Here is a 14692-nt window from a genome sequence, read left to right as displayed (position 1 = left end):
AATTAAATGATCACAAACCCTTCTCATTTTATATCCTCCGTTTCCAGATGCTTCCTCAATCCTTTAAGAGCCTGGTGAAGCCTGCTTTTAATCGTGCCGAGCGGCTCTTGTTCCAGCTTGGCGATCTCCGAAAGAGAATACCCTTTCCAATAAAGCAAATCGATTAATTTTCTTTGGGCCGTTGGCAATTTGTTTTTTGCCATCGCAATCTCATTCGTATTTACTCGTTGCTCGACTGCATTAACAGGGTCAGCGATCTCTACATGTTCCTCTCGATGGTATTGCGTATGCCTCTTCTCTTTTCGGAGATAGTCAATGCAAATATTGCGGGTAATCGTGAGGAGCCAATTTACAAAGCTGCCTTGAGTAGGATCGTAATGGCTGTTTGTTGTCCATAGCCTCAAAAAGACCAGCTGAATAATCTCTTTCGTCTTATCCTCATTCCCATTGCAAAACTTCATAACGAAGCCGTAAACAAGCTTTATATATCGATCATAGAGCTCCTCTAATGCGTGACCATTTTTTTCTTTTACCAATCGCATTAATTCCGCATCGTAATTTTCTTTCATGTGGCACTCCCTGCTTTTGGATAAAAATATACTGCCATAACACGATTTTAAAAGTAAAGATGGGAACGACCGCGACTGATCGTTCCCTGGGCAGGCTTATTCAAATGCTGTTTCGCTGTTTACGATAAACCATACATCTTTTACTCCTTGTCCGTTTACATCCCCTTCTTGCTGGTCTTTTGCATAATAATAGAGAGGAAAGCCTTTGTACGTAACCTGCTTCTTCCCGTTGTCTTCTCTTGTGATCGTATCGAAATCCTTTTTGTCAAAACCTTCCGGGACGGCGAAATCCTCCTGGGTAAATGCCGGCCAGTTTGCCAGGCAGTCTCCGCTGCAATTGCTTTTTCCTGCTTCGTCCTTTTTAAAGTAATACAGGGCCCTTCCCTGTGGATCCGCAAGGTACTTTCCAGCTTTCTCATTCTCCAAAAGCTGGAGGCTCTCAGCCGGGGCTTGTTCCGATTTCGTTTGTTCCGTTTGGGCTTGATCGGGTTGAACCGTCTCTGTTTTTACCTCCGTGCTTTTTCCGCAGGCAGCCAAAGCAAAAATAATCGTAAGTATCGCAAGGGTAAAAACTGCTTTCTTCATGTATGTTCCTCCCAGTTTTTTAGATGTAAGACTCGTCCTTACTTCCAGCCCCATTTTTGAAAGATTTGGTGAGATTCTTCCGTTCTTAAATAATCAATAAATTGCTGTGCCTCTTTTTTCTGATCAGTAATTTTCGTCAGGGCGATCGGCGTTCCACGATAGAGCTTTTCTTCTTCGGGCAGTTTGACCAGGTCTGTCACATCCTGGAGGCGGTAATGCCACGATTCATAGGTAATCCAGGCGTCCAGGCTGGAATTCGATTTCCATTGTTCAATGGCTTCGGCACTCGACTTTACAGAAAGGTTAATATTTTGAGAAATGCCTTCGATCAGCCCTTTTCTGCCTGCCAGGTCTTCCCACAGGCCAAGCTGGCCAGCCCCATTCACATCAATAATTTTTACTCCCTTTTTCGTTAAATCCTCCAGGCTTTCAATTTTCTTAGGATTTCCTTTCCTCACCAATATTCCTGCAGCACGCGGGTAAAGCTCCGTACGTGATTTTGTGTCGATCATTTCGGGGTGGTTAAAGATGAAGTCCTGCAGCATATACTCGGAGCCACCGAAAATAATATCGGCATCTTGCTTTGCTTGGCCGATCCACTTGCCCTCTGGTCCGGCTGTTACTTCCACCTTCATTCCTGTTTTAGCTGAAAAATGTTCAGCAGCCTCCTTGATCGGTCCAAGTGGTCCACCTGGTCCGTACACCCGGATGACTTGATCACTTTGGCTTGATTTTGGTGTCGCCTGGGACGCCGGCTTACCGTCCATTTGTGCATAGGCTGACATTCCGACAGCAGTAAAGACATAGAGCAGTAGAGCTGCTAGGAACACGGTCTTCTTCATGATTCTTCCTCCATTTCACACATGTTTTTTACCTGTACTATCAAAGGAAACGAAGGGAGGCGGTAAACGGTTTGATTGCAATTGCGAAATAGTTGGAAAGTTTCATAAAGGAAAACTAGTCTGGTGAAAAATAAATAAAGATCTCCGCACAACCTACGCCAGCCTGGCCAGGTGTATGGCGATCTTTTTCATATTCTGACACGCTGATCGGTTCGACTGCTTGAATTACCGGGACTTTCCCCCTGCCCGTAGGTGTTTTCATATCGGGAATAGGCTAAACGGTTTTATTCTCCTCTATAGCGATAACCTCCCTTGCTGCTTCTATGAATGATAATAGGATTGGTGAAAGCCACTTGTCTTTATGCCATAGCATCTGTGTATACACGTGCAAGTCCGGAATTTGCCATGGAAGAGCAACAAGTTCGCCCCGTTCAACTTCCGCTTTCGTTGTCATTTCAGGAAGAAAGGCAATACCGATTCCCGTAATTGCACATTGTTTAATGGCTTCGGCATTTTGAAACTCTAAATACGTAATACTATCAATGCCCTTTTTCTCAAATTGCCGGTCAAACATGGTTCGATAGGGACAACCCTTTTCATTCGTCAGGAACACCTGTCCGTGAAAATCTTCCAGCTGCAGTACAGTTAGTTTCGAGAGTGGGTGGTCTGGAGCGGCGAAAAAGCGGAAAGTTTCTTCCACCAATGGCTCCACTGCAAGTGCGCTTGAGCGAATGGGTTCGTCCAACATAAAGACGACATCCGCGGTTCCCTCAAAGAGCGTTTGCTTGAGTTGTTGATTTGGAACGGAGCGGAAGATGAGACGAACTCCCGGATAGCGCGAACGAAATAGGTGAAAGACAACTGGAAGCCGATAGGCGCAAAGAACCTCGTTAGCACTTATTGTTAGGGTGCCGCTTACATTCTCATTGTCATGAACGACGCCGCGAGCTTCGTCCAATTTGTCTAGAACGCTTTGGATATGAGTTAAAAAGCGTTTACCCGCAGTTGTTAGAACGAGCTGCTTGCCCAAGCGGTCAAAGAGACGAACACCAAGCTCATCCTCCAATGCTTTTATTTGCATCGTGACGTTGGAAGGGACGTAGTTCAGCACTTCCGCTGCCCGACTGAAATTTAAAGTTGATGCAACCGTGCGGAACGTAATCAGTTGGCGCAATTCCATCATACGATCCCCCTTTACCTTCAAAATTATTGAATATTGCTTTGAAATTCATTCACTTTTGCTGAGACTATCACAGATCTATACTAACAACAAGAAATACATACTTGTATGGTTTCATTTTGAAGGGAGAGACAATACGATGGATTATGAGATTTTTGATTTGGGTGACGTTACCTTGCAATCAGGAGTGACGTTACCGAGCGCTTATCTTGCTTATAAGACTTATGGAAGATTGAATGAAAAGAAAGATAATGTCATCGTCTATCCAACTGCATTTGGCGACCAGCATGTTCAGAATGAATGGTTGATTGGAAACGGCATGGCACTAGATCCGCAGAAATATTTCATTATCGTTCCAAATCTGCTGGGCAACGGATTATCTTCGTCTCCCAGTAACACGCCTCCCCCATTCGACCGGGCTAATTTTCCGCAGGTAACCATTTATGACAACGTTACATTACAGCATCGGCTGGTGACCGAGAAATTCGGCATTCAAAAGATTGCTCTCGTAGTAGGGTGGTCAATGGGAGGCATTCAAGCATTCCAATGGGGGGCAAGTTATCCCGACATGGTGGAACGAATTGCACCTTTCGCCGGAGTTGCAAAGACATGGCCCCAAACGTATGTGGTCCTAGACGGCATGAGAGCTCCGCTCATGGCTGCGGCCCGCTTCGATTCAAATAAACTAAACCAGTTGACTTCTGCAGACATGCGCGCGGTTGGCCGTGTCTATGCAGGATGGGGTGTATCGCAGGCGTTTTACAGAGAGGAAGTTTATCGTGAGCTGGGATTTGACTCATTGGCAGATTTTGTGGCTGGCGTCTGGGAAAATAGCTTTATGAAGATGGATCCGCACAATGTCCTGGCCATGTTATGGACAGGCCAACATGCAGATATTAGTGCAAACCCCTCCTATAACGGAGATTTCGATGAGGCGCTCAAAAGCATTAAAGCGCTTGCCTGCGTCATGCCAGGGAGCACGGATCTCTTCTGCTCGGCAGACGATAACGAATACGAGGCTAAGCTAATACCTAATGCTATTTTTAAACCTATCGAATCGATCTGGGGCCATTTTGCCGGTCGTGGAATCAACAGTGCCGATAATAAATTTATTGATGACAATCTAAAACGCTTGTTGGGTCAACGCCTTGCATCCAATAGCCTCCGCACAAATAATTAAAAATAGCATGGAAGAAGGCCAAATTCGAAGGTTGAACGTAACGATAATAGCTTCGTTCAACCTTCTATGAATTTGGTCACTACCCAATAAACTGCGTCGATTCACAGCCTACTCTCGACATTAAGCCATGGGGTGCCCTTCTGTAGTGATTCGGTTAATCGTTTGTTTCTGAGAACCTCTTGATTGTATCCGTATTTGACAAATTCGAATAACACGAACTATCACTATGACAAGATTTTGAAAAGAAGCTATTCCCAGCCAAATAATAATACTCGGCATCATCATAAAGATACCTTCCAAACTTAGCACTCGTTCGCCACCAAGAAATGTGATCATTTTCGGCAGGAAAAGGAGCAGGAATAACGGTAACATCATTAGGATGAAGGATAGGAATCTCAACCAACTAGGACGCTTCTTGTAGTGCGCTTCCCCTTTCTTTAACCGCCAAAAGCGGTGAATTCCCAAAAGCACCGTGATCAAGATGATGATACACATACCCGATTCAAGCATGGTATAAGTGAGAAAAGAATTTTCTGGCGGGGAATTAGTCAATATTCCCGACAATCCACTCACAAATGAATAATAATCGACGAAAGTATTCAAGCCACTGTTGAACAAGATGACAATACCAAGCTTCTGATCAGGTATTACAAGTTCTTGCGCTTTGTAGGTCCACAAAATTCCTCCATGTTCGATTTGTGTTTTTTCATCAGCGGTTTTAGAGATTTCCCAGCCCAGACCATATGATCCCTTAGGACCTGTAGGTGAATGCATGGTTCTAATCCCCTCACTACTAAGCAGCTGCACATTGTTGTATTTTCCACCGTTTCCCTGTATGATCAACCATTTAGCCATGTCGTTGACTGTTGAAACCATCCCTGCCGCTCCTTCAACGAACCATTCCGGTTCTGCAGTAGCTATTGGTTTTCCAAATAGAAAATAGTGTCCTCTTGAAATTTCACTGGACTTTTCAACAAATTGACTTGTATTTGAGACATCAAAGGTACGATTCATTTCAAGTGGAGTGAAAATATGCCGTTGCAAATAATCAGGGAACTTTTCCTTGCTGACTACTTCTACCAACCGGGCTAACAGTTGGTAATTCGTATTATTGTAATGAAATTCTCTACCGGGGTCGCTATGGAGGGTAACTTCATGCAATCGTTGCACGACTTCTTCTAACGAGTTGGGCTGGGGATGAATCGTCATATCTGGGTAAACGGTGTCAGTCAAGCCGCTTGTATGACTCAACAGGTGACGAACCGTGATTGTCGATCCACGGGGATCATTCAGTTGAAACGAGGGAATATAGTGAGCAATCGGTTTGTCTAGATCCACTTTTCCGGACTCAGCTAGCTGCATGACAGCCAAAGCTGTAAATGATTTGCTCAACGAAGCAATAGCGAATGGAGTATCAGCTGTGATCGGACTCTGATCAGCTGTTTTTCCATAACCTTTTGAGAAAATAACTCTGTCATCGCGGGTAATCGCTACCGCTAATCCCGGAATATGATTTTCTTCCATTTTCAATTGAATGAAACGATCGATTTGATCCTTAGGAAAGTCTTCTTGAGCAAAGGCACTATCAATAGAAGTAAGAAGGATAGTCAAACAAAAGATAAGAGTCAAAGTGAATTTGACATACACCGCCCACTGATATTTTTGTACTTTACACTGTAAATAGGTAATCAAACGTTATTCCCTTCCTTCATCCAGATTCCATTCACATTTCATGATGAGTGATTCTTCTTGAAGTTCTGCTGTCAGCTTCCCATTCATTTTTAGCATAAGAGTCTTGGCTATGGACAAACCCAGACCCGTGCTTCTGCCCGACCTTGTCGCATCAGACGTATAAAAACGGTCAAATAACTTTTCCACATCTTGCTGATTCAAATGGCAGGCATGATTGCTTACAGAAAAAATAACGGTCGAATCCTGCTTCTCAAGGCGAATCCTGACTGGGCCAACAGCGTGAGTAGCTGCATTTGCCAAGAGATTTTCCACAACACGCTTGATAGCCGATTCATCTGTATAAAGCAAGATTTTCTCGTTCGGCAATTGTATCAACGGTTCTAAAGCGCGTTCGTTGAACCGGTCGTAAAAGCCCAGTAAGACTTCCGAAACGAGCGTGTTCATGTCCACCTTTTCCAGGTCCAGCTCAAAGTCAGCATGGTCGATAACCGATAGATCGAAAAAATCATGTAACAACTCTTGCAAACGCTTCGTTCGGTTCTTGGCGATCATCAAGTATTCCAGCTTCTCCGCCTCGCCTGCACCTTCCGACTCCATAAGCTGGATATACCCCAGGATGGATGTGAGTGGGGTACGCAAATCGTGTGAGATATTCGCAATTCCTTGCTTGAGCTCGTTTTCAGTCCTTCTGCGCAATGCGTTGGCCTCCACAATAAGTGTAAGCAACTTGTTGATTTCCTCGGTCAATGTCTCTAAATCCTGATCAAACAAGGCAATATCGATCTTTTTCTCGGTTGATCCCTTCGTATAAGACTGCAACTGATGGGTTACTCGCTTTATCTCTCGTTTCATGCCATACAAGCGGATCATTGTAACGACTGCTATGGCACATGCAGCACACACCACAATAAGCATCTCGGTCCTTCCCTTCCTCCATCCTTGCTACTTGATTTCTTTTCTCTTGTAAACCCAGCAGCCGGCAAGTCCACAGCCAAAGAATGTCAGGATCGGGACTACCGTCAATCGCCATAATTCGGTGTTGCTTGGCGAGGTACTACCAATATCGCCTACTAATGTAAACACGCTATATTCATAAGCAGTTTCAAAGATAGGCAGATATTCACCTATGCTTGTAAAAATGACATCGATACTCAAAAAGAAGATAATTGAGGTAGAAATCGTTTTACCGCTGGTCGTGAAGGTAATGGCAAACAATGCAGCGACCGAGGCAAATGACGCCGAAAACAGTATGGTAAAAAGCATTGATCTCAAGACGAGCAACGCTGCTGATTGGTTATCGATCGCCCCAAACCCAGACAATATGGTGCTGATCACCATATTAAAAACCGGAAACAGTAGAGAAAGAAGGATTACACCCCAAGAGTACACACACAGTTTTGCCGTGAAAATTTTCATTCTGCTATTCCCGCTCGTTGCCATGTTCTTCATGACCCCGGTTGAATACTCGCTAGATATAAAGAAGCCTGCCAGGATACACAAGGACACCTTGATAATCAATGTGTTGCTGGAAAGAGCTCGCTGGAAGGATTCTAATCCAGTAAATAGAGGATCACCATCCAGCCTATTATCGAAATGCCAGTAAAGCGGCCAAAAGATCGATAGCGCTACCATGATCATCGCTAGTGTCCTGAAGGAGCGGTCCTTCCGCAATTTATACCATTCGGACTTGATGAGATTATACATGGCTCTCTCCTTTGATCCGATTTGCGAAATAGCTCTCCAGATCTTCACCCATCGGCATGAACTGTTCAATTGTGAGCCCAGCTCTGAAAAGAATCGAAGAAACCATACCGGGATCATGAACGAATTGATACAGCCTGATCACACCATCTGGCATCACTTCAAAATTGCTGGTATGCAGTTCTTGATCAATAATCGTAGCGGCCTTACTTGCATCATTTACTTTGATGTGCAAGTACTGCTTACACTTTTCATGCAGTTCATTTGCTGTCAATTGTTCCAGCAGCTTTCCCTTATGGATGATTCCATAATGAGTGGCTAGCAAATGCAACTCACTGAGGATATGCGTTGAGATCAAGATCGTAGTTCCGTTCTCCGAATGCAATCTTTTCAGGAGCTCTCTCAATTTTATGACTCCCGTCGGGTCAAGTCCTGTCGTAGGCTCATCCAAAATTAAAAATTCAGGATCGCCGAGTAAAGCAATAGCGATTCCAAGACGTTGCTTCATTCCTAAGGAAAAATGCATGGATTTTTTCTTGCCAGCTTCCTGTAATCCAACTAGCTCTAGTGTATTCTCTATGCATTTGCGTCCCGGTATTCCTTTTTGTATGCGATGTACCTCGAGATTCTCCCATGCGGTCATGTGAGGAAACAACGCAGGACTTTCGATTAACGAACCAATTCGTTTTCTAGCAAGGACAAGTTCCCGTTCTCCATTCGCTCCAAATAACTCAATAGAACCCGATGTAGGAAATGTCAGCCCATTCACAATCCGAATCAATGTAGATTTCCCTGCGCCATTTTGTCCAATAAACCCGTAGATTGACCCACGTTTAATCATAAGCGTTACTTTGTCAAGAGCGACGTTGTTTTTATAAGCTTTCGTTAAATCGTTCGTTCTGAGAACATGCTCAGTCATCTGTCGAACACCTCCCCCCTTAGGCGATACCTTCATTATCAAAAGCTCGCCATAAGAGAACTCAAAGAGAATCTTAAGAAAACATTAAGTTGGTACCGTTATCGAAGCCGATAGCCCATCCCCCATAGCGTTTCTATATATTCCTGTTTGGGATTGGCTTTTGCCAGTTTGCTTCTTAAATTGCTGATATGTACGCCCACCGTATTGTCATCCCCCATAAACTCCTCGTTCCAGATACTTTCAAAAACATTCGCCTTCGAAAACACTTTTTTGGGATACGACATGAACAGCTCTAAAATAGCAAATTCTCTTGCTGTCAAAGTTACATCGGAACCGTTAATCGTCACGAATTTGGTTTCTTTATCCAGCACGAGATCCTTGTACGTTAATCGATTACTTGGAGGCGGACTTGAGAATCGCAAGTATCTTCTCATATGGGAATCGATGCGTGCAGACACCTCCTCAATATCAAACGGCTTTGTAATAAAATCATCTGCTCCAGTACGAAGGGTTGCTATTTTCGTCTTTTGCTCGTCTTTGGCAGAGATAATAATAACTGGCGTCCGAAACACCTCGTTGATCTTCTCCAGTAATTGTTCACCGGTGAGTCCCGGGAGCATCAGATCAAGTAGTACGAGATCCCATTCCTGTCTGTCCAAGTAGAGATTCGCTTCTGTTCCCGAATAGGCTGCTTGGGCAATGTACCCGCTTTTCGTGACAATCGTACACAATAGTTTATTAATATCGCTGTCATCTTCCACAACTAATACATGTATCTTTTTATCCATGGTCTCACCTTTTTTCTTTGTGAATAGGGTTGAATCGTGATTTGATTCGTAGACTCCCACTGACTAGTATCTTCTCATGCTAATTGAGTCTTAATCCTAATAGTACCTTGAAAATACTAGCGTATTGCAAACTTTTACTTATTGTCAAAAAACCCCTAGCTGTGTATGCTAAGACCCTTGTTACGAAAATGGCACGGAATCTGTTATACACTCTAGATAGAAGATCAGGCAAGTAGACATGAAAGTTCATAAGAATGAATACAGTGTCTTTTGGGATTCAGTTGTATGCAGAAAAAAAACGACCCTTTTCAGGGCCGTGAAATGGTTTGCTCTTATTTTTCTAATTCTCCATCGCTATTTGTTACCGCAAAATTGTAATTAATAGAGCGTGTAAATGGTTCGCCGTCCTCATTGATGCCGGTTACGTCAAAGGAGAGATTATAAACGCCTGGCTTCGTCGGCACGGTAAAATTGCCAGTAAGCTCATCTTCTTTTACGGCAAACTTCACTTCATCAAGGACGCTTGCTTTTTCGCCGTTCAGCGAACGTGTCAGGTTTGCTTTTTCCAGTAATGATTGATCAATTTCGTTTTTGCCCAGGTCGACGGAAATCTTCGCTTTGTCGCCTTTCTTGAATACCTTTTTGCTCGCCTTTACTTTCGCTTCCTCTCCGCCATCCACGGAACCAACCATGAAAAAGGCGTCGTCAGAGCCCTCCACTTGAAGTGTCCATTCGCCTGCTTCTGGCTCCTCTACTTCAATGAAGTGATGAACAGCATCTTTGAATATTTCGGGTTCATCCTCCGAGTCGCTTTTTTCACTGCGGTCCGCTTCATACTCTTTGCCAGAAGGACTGATCAGGGTCACAACGGTGTCTTCCGATGAGGTCATCGTATCCAGATTGAACTGATCGATTCCGCTCTCCAGGAAAAATGTTTCCGTGACGTTGTCTTCCACTTCGCCGCCACGGAGAATGACGGAGCTCTCTTCCACAGTGCTTGATTTTGATTTGTCGTCTTTGCTTACTTTATTTGCATGTTCGCGGATAGAGGCCTTTTGCAATTTCGGTTCGACCAGATCCCATGTATGCGAGGCTTTTGCTATTTGACCGTGGGAAATGTCTTTTGTAAAGCTCTTGATCCCATAAGTCAAACCGAAGGCAGAATCAACGGAAACAGCGCCATCATCTTCTCCGGGAAGAACCGCATGAGCAAACCAGGTAGGACTAAACATGCCATCATCGCCTGTTCCGGCAGCCATGTATGTCTTGGTTGAACGACTTTCCGCACGGTTGTCAGTCTGGGATCGGAAGTTGGCCATGTATGACGTTTGCAGGGAATACACCGCATCGTCTTTTTTGCCGAGAATGTCAGCAAGCCATCCTGCCCAATTGCTGTACGCCATGTCAGCCAATTCTGAACCTTTGTTTGGCGTGGAAAGCTGGTGAACAACGTTGACATACGGATGCGCGCCATAGTGGACGAGTGCTGTCTGTGTATCGATGCCACCTTTTGAATGTGCAATGATATTGATTTTGGAAACACCGTAATAATCTGCAACCTTTTTAATGACTTCAGCGAGCTTGGCCCCGTTTGTCCACATGTTACCACCAGTACCATCCGCGTCCTTCAGTTGCACAAAAGCGGTACGATACCCGGCGTTATAGGCTGCATCATAAAATCCATCTGTTGTATACCAGGTTTTGTAGCTGGAGTGCAGACCTTGGACAAACAGAATCACGGGTTTGTCGTCGGATGCATTGGGAGGAACCGCACCTGTGTACCAGTCACCAAAATGACCACTTGGATTGTCGTCATGCAAAACAGGAGCTGGAGCCGCTGCGCTTGCTGCTTGCGGGTAGACCAGCGCCGTTGATAATGTAACGGCCGCCAGCAAACGAGATAATGCTTTCTTTTGATTCATGAAAAGAACACCAACCTTCACCTTATGATTTATTGTTGCCGTACACAATCGTTAGAAATGTGCACGGATTGCAACTGCCTGTTCTACCTTCAATGTGTCTTGAATGATCACTAGGATCGTATTCATTTGCTGATGAATAAAGAAATGCCCACCAGGCATGGGGTAAAATTTGCATTCTCGCCCGCAATAGTCTCGCCACGCCATAATATCTTGGATTTCTATAGAATCTTCTTTCCCAAACAAAACCGTCATGTTGACAGGGATTTGTCGAGGAAGCTCGTTATTCATTTCGTAAGTTTGCACGGCTTGGAAATCAGCGCGAATCGTAGGCAAAAATAACTCCAAGAGCTCGTGATTGTCCAAAACTTCATCGGGAGTGCCCCCAAGTGTACGTAGCGATTCGATGAACTCGTTATGCGGCAGGTTGTATGTTTTCACCAGTTTGTGATACGCATGCGGCACACGGGATGCAGACAGGAACAAGTGCTGGGGCAGTGGCTTTCCATTCTGCAGCAGCTTGCGTGTCAGTTCAAACGCGATTAATCCACCCATGCTGTGGCCAAAAAAGGCAAAGGGCTCTTCCCCCAGCTCTGGTGTGATCCGTTGGTATACATCCTCCAAAATCTCATAGAACGAGGTGGAAAGAGCCATGCTATCGCTCTGAAATGAAGGTCGCACCTCGAAGGGATCAATTTCCAAGAACGCTGGCGACAATACCCGCCTCCAACCGTAATAGATGCTGGGAAGTCCACCTGCGTACGGAAAGCAGAACAATTTCATCTCTTTCCCCGTCCTTTCCTCTTTACGTCATTACCTCGACATCTTTCTTTGAAAAATGGCTTGGTGCAAATCTAGTAAATTCTTCATAACTACTTGATCAGCAAACTGATTAGTAGTCGCGCATACTGACAATTTGTAGCCTGGATCGATCTCATACTGATGAAATGACCAAGCGTCGCGTGAATCATTTTGCGATACGGTAATCGATTGATCTAAATGTTTTCGAATGGCGAATGATTGCAACGGGATGGACAGCCCCATGCCTCTCGCTTTTATATAACTCTCCTTCAAGGTCCAAAGGTCGTAGAAATACAAAAGCTGTTCATCCCGATGTTTCGCCAAGAGATCTTCTATTTCGGCTGGTGCAAAATAATGAGCGGCAATATCCAAATCAATCGGACATATTTGCTCCACATCAATCCCTACTTGCGAGTCATGCGTGGCGCAGACCACCCACTCTCCAGAATGCGAGACGTTAAAGCAGAAGTTCGGAAATGATTTCAAAAAAGGTTTGCCGTATGCATTGTAGTCATACTCGATTTCGTCATTGGAAATCTCGTAGGCTTCACAAATGAGAGAGCGTACGAGCACGTCCGCGAGCAACGCCCGATAGGAATCAGCCGGATTTCTGAAACGGTTGACCCGTTCTCGTTTTTCTTCGGGTAGTGCTTGCAAAAATCGGTTGAACAACTCTTTCTCCATGACAGCAGGACATTTCAACGCGTAAATGGCAATCATGTAGTACTCACTCTCCGTTCTGTCAATTCAAGACGACTGACCTGTTCTGCTCGATCCTTTCGCTGCTGTACTTCATACAATTTGGCGTACGTACCGTTGTACTGCATTAAATCAACATGGCGCCCTTGCTCGATGACTTTTCCTTGATCCATCACGTAAATCACATCGGCATCCTCTACAGTCGATAGACGATGAGCGATGACGAGTACCGTTTTATCTTTCATGAGTGCGGTTAATGCTTGCTGCACCCAATATTCCGATTCTGCATCCAAAGCGGACGTTGCTTCATCCAGTAGAAGGATCGGTGCATTTTTCAGGATGGCTCTGGCAATGGCAATTCGCTGACGCTGTCCGCCAGATAGCGTGGCACCGCGTTCTCCTGTTTGGGTCTGGTAGCCATCTGACAGTTCCATAATAAAATCATGCGCATACGCTGCTTTGCTTGCCTTGATGACATCCTCTTCCGATGCATCCAGGCATCCGTATCGGATATTGTCCTCGATGGTTCCTTCAAACAAAAAGGCATCCTGAGGCACGTATGAGATCATGCCTCTTATTTCTGCAAGTGAATAAGCTCCCATGGGCTTGCCAAGTAAATAAAGAGAGCCGCTCGCAGGTGGGTAATACCCTAACAGAAGTTTCATGACGGTGCTTTTTCCACTTCCACTCGTTCCTACCAGCCCAGCCATTTGGCCTTGCTCGACTTGCAACGAAACACCATCCAGCACGTTTGTAGCTTCGTTGTATCCGAAAACGACCTGCTCCAACTTCAGCATGCTTTCGCATTGCTGATCTTTGTCGGCGCTCTTTAGATACTCTTCTGGTTCGAGAGGTTCATTCAAAAAATCGACGACCCTAGAAGCACCTGCTAGCGAGCTCTGCAACGCTGTGATGACTTGGCCAAGCTGGAGAAATGCCAGTGTCACAAGCATCTGTTGTTGAACCAGGGCGACCAGCACGCCCAACCCGATGATTTGTTTGGAAACCATCATGATTCCAAAAACAAGCATTCCCCCGAAGCTTAAGAATTGGATGAAAAAATTGGTCCCTTCCAATAATCCGTGTTTATGCCCTTGCTCGATGGCAGATGAGGCTACTTCTTCGTTTGCTTCCGTGTAACGTGCGGTCACAACGTTATGTAAATGAAACATTTTGATGATAGGTAACCCAGACAAGAAATCGTTTAATCTTTCTGTCCCAATCCCCATCTGCTGCTGCATTCGATCTCCGATTCGCCGGACTGACTTGGCAAACAGCGTATTCACATAAAGAGTCAATGTGCTTACGAGCAACAGGACAACGGCAATTTTCCAATCCATAGCAAACATTCCTATGATCGAACCGATCAGCGACAGCAGGATGATGCTTAACATTTTCAATTGCTCTGCGTACGCGTTTTCCATAAGGACAACATCATTGCCCAGTCTCGACATCGTATCTCCCGAATGGTGCTGCTCATAGTAATCGAAAGGCAGCTTGCTCAATCGTTGATAGACATGCAGCCGAATGTTGGCGATGAGCTCGCGAACGCATCGACGATAAATGTAGCTGAAAAATGGAGACAGGATACTCAGCAATAGGAACATCACAGCCATGGTGACAATCGCTCTGGTTAATAAAGCAGGGTCTTTTGTGTTCGCAAAATCCGTCAGATCCTTGAATACGAAAGGTAAAGATACCAATACAGCTGCTTGACCGATTCCGTCACCAACGAGTCCCAAAATATACGCTCGCTTTTTCGATTTCATAAACGACAGCAGTTGAAGTAGTTCCCGCATCAAATTCTGGATGAACAT

The 14692-nt window shown here is 44.8% G+C and carries 14 protein-coding genes; 1 reads left to right on the top strand and 13 read right to left on the bottom strand.

Translation table 11 applies throughout. The features are described from left to right. Positions 1-23: 23 nt before the first annotated feature. The 4 genes from FB479_RS13495 to FB479_RS13480 form a co-directional block, all read right to left on the bottom strand. The gene (locus FB479_RS13495) at positions 24-569 is read right to left on the bottom strand and encodes an RNA polymerase sigma factor (RefSeq protein WP_142065605.1); all 546 of its coding nucleotides are present in this window, start codon (positions 567-569) and stop codon (positions 24-26) included. 96 nt (positions 570-665) lie between these two features. Next, positions 666-1154: a hypothetical protein gene (locus FB479_RS13490; protein ID WP_142065604.1), complete on the bottom strand. Its 489-nt coding sequence runs from the start codon at positions 1152-1154 to the stop codon at positions 666-668. 38 nt (positions 1155-1192) lie between these two features. After that, complete coding sequence (locus FB479_RS13485; protein WP_142065603.1) at positions 1193-1996, bottom strand: extracellular solute-binding protein; 804 nt, start codon at positions 1994-1996, stop codon at positions 1193-1195. A gap of 274 nt (positions 1997-2270) precedes the next feature. Then, positions 2271-3176 (bottom strand): LysR family transcriptional regulator, encoded by a 906-nt coding sequence (locus tag FB479_RS13480; protein WP_142065700.1) that lies wholly within the window; start codon positions 3174-3176, stop codon positions 2271-2273. 139 nt (positions 3177-3315) lie between these two features. Here FB479_RS13480 and FB479_RS13475 point away from each other — a divergent pair, with 139 nt between their 5' ends. Continuing rightward, entirely contained in the window at positions 3316-4356 is a 1041-nt protein-coding gene (locus FB479_RS13475) for an alpha/beta fold hydrolase (RefSeq protein ID WP_106655238.1), read from the top strand. A 120-nt stretch (positions 4357-4476) separates the two neighbouring features. On the opposite strand, the gene FB479_RS13470 is transcribed toward FB479_RS13475, so the two are convergent. The 9 genes from FB479_RS13470 to FB479_RS13430 form a co-directional block, all read right to left on the bottom strand. Beyond that, complete coding sequence (locus tag FB479_RS13470) at positions 4477-6048, bottom strand: serine hydrolase domain-containing protein (RefSeq protein WP_142065602.1); 1572 nt, start codon at positions 6046-6048, stop codon at positions 4477-4479. Positions 6049-6051: 3 nt separating this feature from the next. Then, entirely contained in the window at positions 6052-6963 is a 912-nt protein-coding gene (locus tag FB479_RS13465; protein ID WP_142065601.1) for a sensor histidine kinase, read from the bottom strand. A 27-nt stretch (positions 6964-6990) separates the two neighbouring features. Further along, on the bottom strand, positions 6991-7752 hold the full coding sequence (locus FB479_RS13460; RefSeq protein WP_142065600.1) for an ABC transporter permease: 762 nt from the start codon (positions 7750-7752) through the stop codon (positions 6991-6993). Next, a complete protein-coding gene (locus FB479_RS13455) occupies positions 7745-8668 on the bottom strand; it encodes an ABC transporter ATP-binding protein (RefSeq protein ID WP_142065599.1) in 924 nt (307 codons plus the stop codon). Before FB479_RS13455 ends, FB479_RS13460 begins: the two co-directional genes overlap by 8 nt. Positions 8669-8766: 98 nt before the next feature. Further along, the gene (locus FB479_RS13450; RefSeq protein ID WP_106655477.1) at positions 8767-9456 is read right to left on the bottom strand and encodes a response regulator transcription factor; all 690 of its coding nucleotides are present in this window, start codon (positions 9454-9456) and stop codon (positions 8767-8769) included. 332 nt (positions 9457-9788) lie between these two features. Then, on the bottom strand, positions 9789-11378 hold the full coding sequence (locus tag FB479_RS13445) for a lipase family protein (protein WP_142065598.1): 1590 nt from the start codon (positions 11376-11378) through the stop codon (positions 9789-9791). 51 nt (positions 11379-11429) lie between these two features. After that, a complete protein-coding gene (locus FB479_RS13440) occupies positions 11430-12158 on the bottom strand; it encodes a thioesterase II family protein (RefSeq protein WP_142065597.1) in 729 nt (242 codons plus the stop codon). 30 nt (positions 12159-12188) lie between these two features. Beyond that, positions 12189-12896, bottom strand: a complete 708-nt coding sequence (locus FB479_RS13435) for a 4'-phosphopantetheinyl transferase family protein (RefSeq protein WP_142065596.1) — start codon at positions 12894-12896, stop codon at positions 12189-12191. Beyond that, positions 12893-14692 (bottom strand): ABC transporter ATP-binding protein, encoded by a 1800-nt coding sequence (locus tag FB479_RS13430; RefSeq protein ID WP_142065595.1) that lies wholly within the window; start codon positions 14690-14692, stop codon positions 12893-12895. Before FB479_RS13430 ends, FB479_RS13435 begins: the two co-directional genes overlap by 4 nt.

It is taken from the genome of Brevibacillus sp. AG162 (genome assembly GCF_006715575.1).
In the GTDB taxonomy this organism is placed as follows: domain Bacteria; phylum Bacillota; class Bacilli; order Brevibacillales; family Brevibacillaceae; genus Brevibacillus; species Brevibacillus brevis.
The sequence above is the reverse complement of the archived record's forward strand: the minus strand, read 5'-3'. Positions and strand labels throughout refer to the sequence as shown.

Excerpts from the sequence above, each read along its gene's own strand:
- FB479_RS13440 (WP_142065597.1), bottom strand. The coding sequence starts at position 12,158 with ATGAAATTGTTCTGCTTTCCGTACGCAGGTGGACTTCCCAGCATCTAT.
- FB479_RS13490 (WP_142065604.1), bottom strand. The coding sequence starts at position 1,154 with ATGAAGAAAGCAGTTTTTACCCTTGCGATACTTACGATTATTTTTGCT.
- FB479_RS13465 (WP_142065601.1), bottom strand. The coding sequence starts at position 6,963 with ATGCTTATTGTGGTGTGTGCTGCATGTGCCATAGCAGTCGTTACAATG.
- FB479_RS13435 (WP_142065596.1), bottom strand. The coding sequence starts at position 12,896 with ATGATTGCCATTTACGCGTTGAAATGTCCTGCTGTCATGGAGAAAGAG.
- FB479_RS13495 (WP_142065605.1), bottom strand. The coding sequence starts at position 569 with ATGAAAGAAAATTACGATGCGGAATTAATGCGATTGGTAAAAGAAAAA.
- FB479_RS13460 (WP_142065600.1), bottom strand. The coding sequence starts at position 7,752 with ATGTATAATCTCATCAAGTCCGAATGGTATAAATTGCGGAAGGACCGC.
- FB479_RS13480 (WP_142065700.1), bottom strand. The coding sequence starts at position 3,176 with ATGGAATTGCGCCAACTGATTACGTTCCGCACGGTTGCATCAACTTTA.
- FB479_RS13475 (WP_106655238.1), top strand. The coding sequence starts at position 3,316 with ATGGATTATGAGATTTTTGATTTGGGTGACGTTACCTTGCAATCAGGA.
- FB479_RS13450 (WP_106655477.1), bottom strand. The coding sequence starts at position 9,456 with ATGGATAAAAAGATACATGTATTAGTTGTGGAAGATGACAGCGATATT.
- FB479_RS13485 (WP_142065603.1), bottom strand. The coding sequence starts at position 1,996 with ATGAAGAAGACCGTGTTCCTAGCAGCTCTACTGCTCTATGTCTTTACT.
- FB479_RS13430 (WP_142065595.1), bottom strand. The coding sequence starts at position 14,692 with ATGTTCATCCAGAATTTGATGCGGGAACTACTTCAACTGCTGTCGTTT.
- FB479_RS13445 (WP_142065598.1), bottom strand. The coding sequence starts at position 11,378 with ATGAATCAAAAGAAAGCATTATCTCGTTTGCTGGCGGCCGTTACATTA.
- FB479_RS13455 (WP_142065599.1), bottom strand. The coding sequence starts at position 8,668 with ATGACTGAGCATGTTCTCAGAACGAACGATTTAACGAAAGCTTATAAA.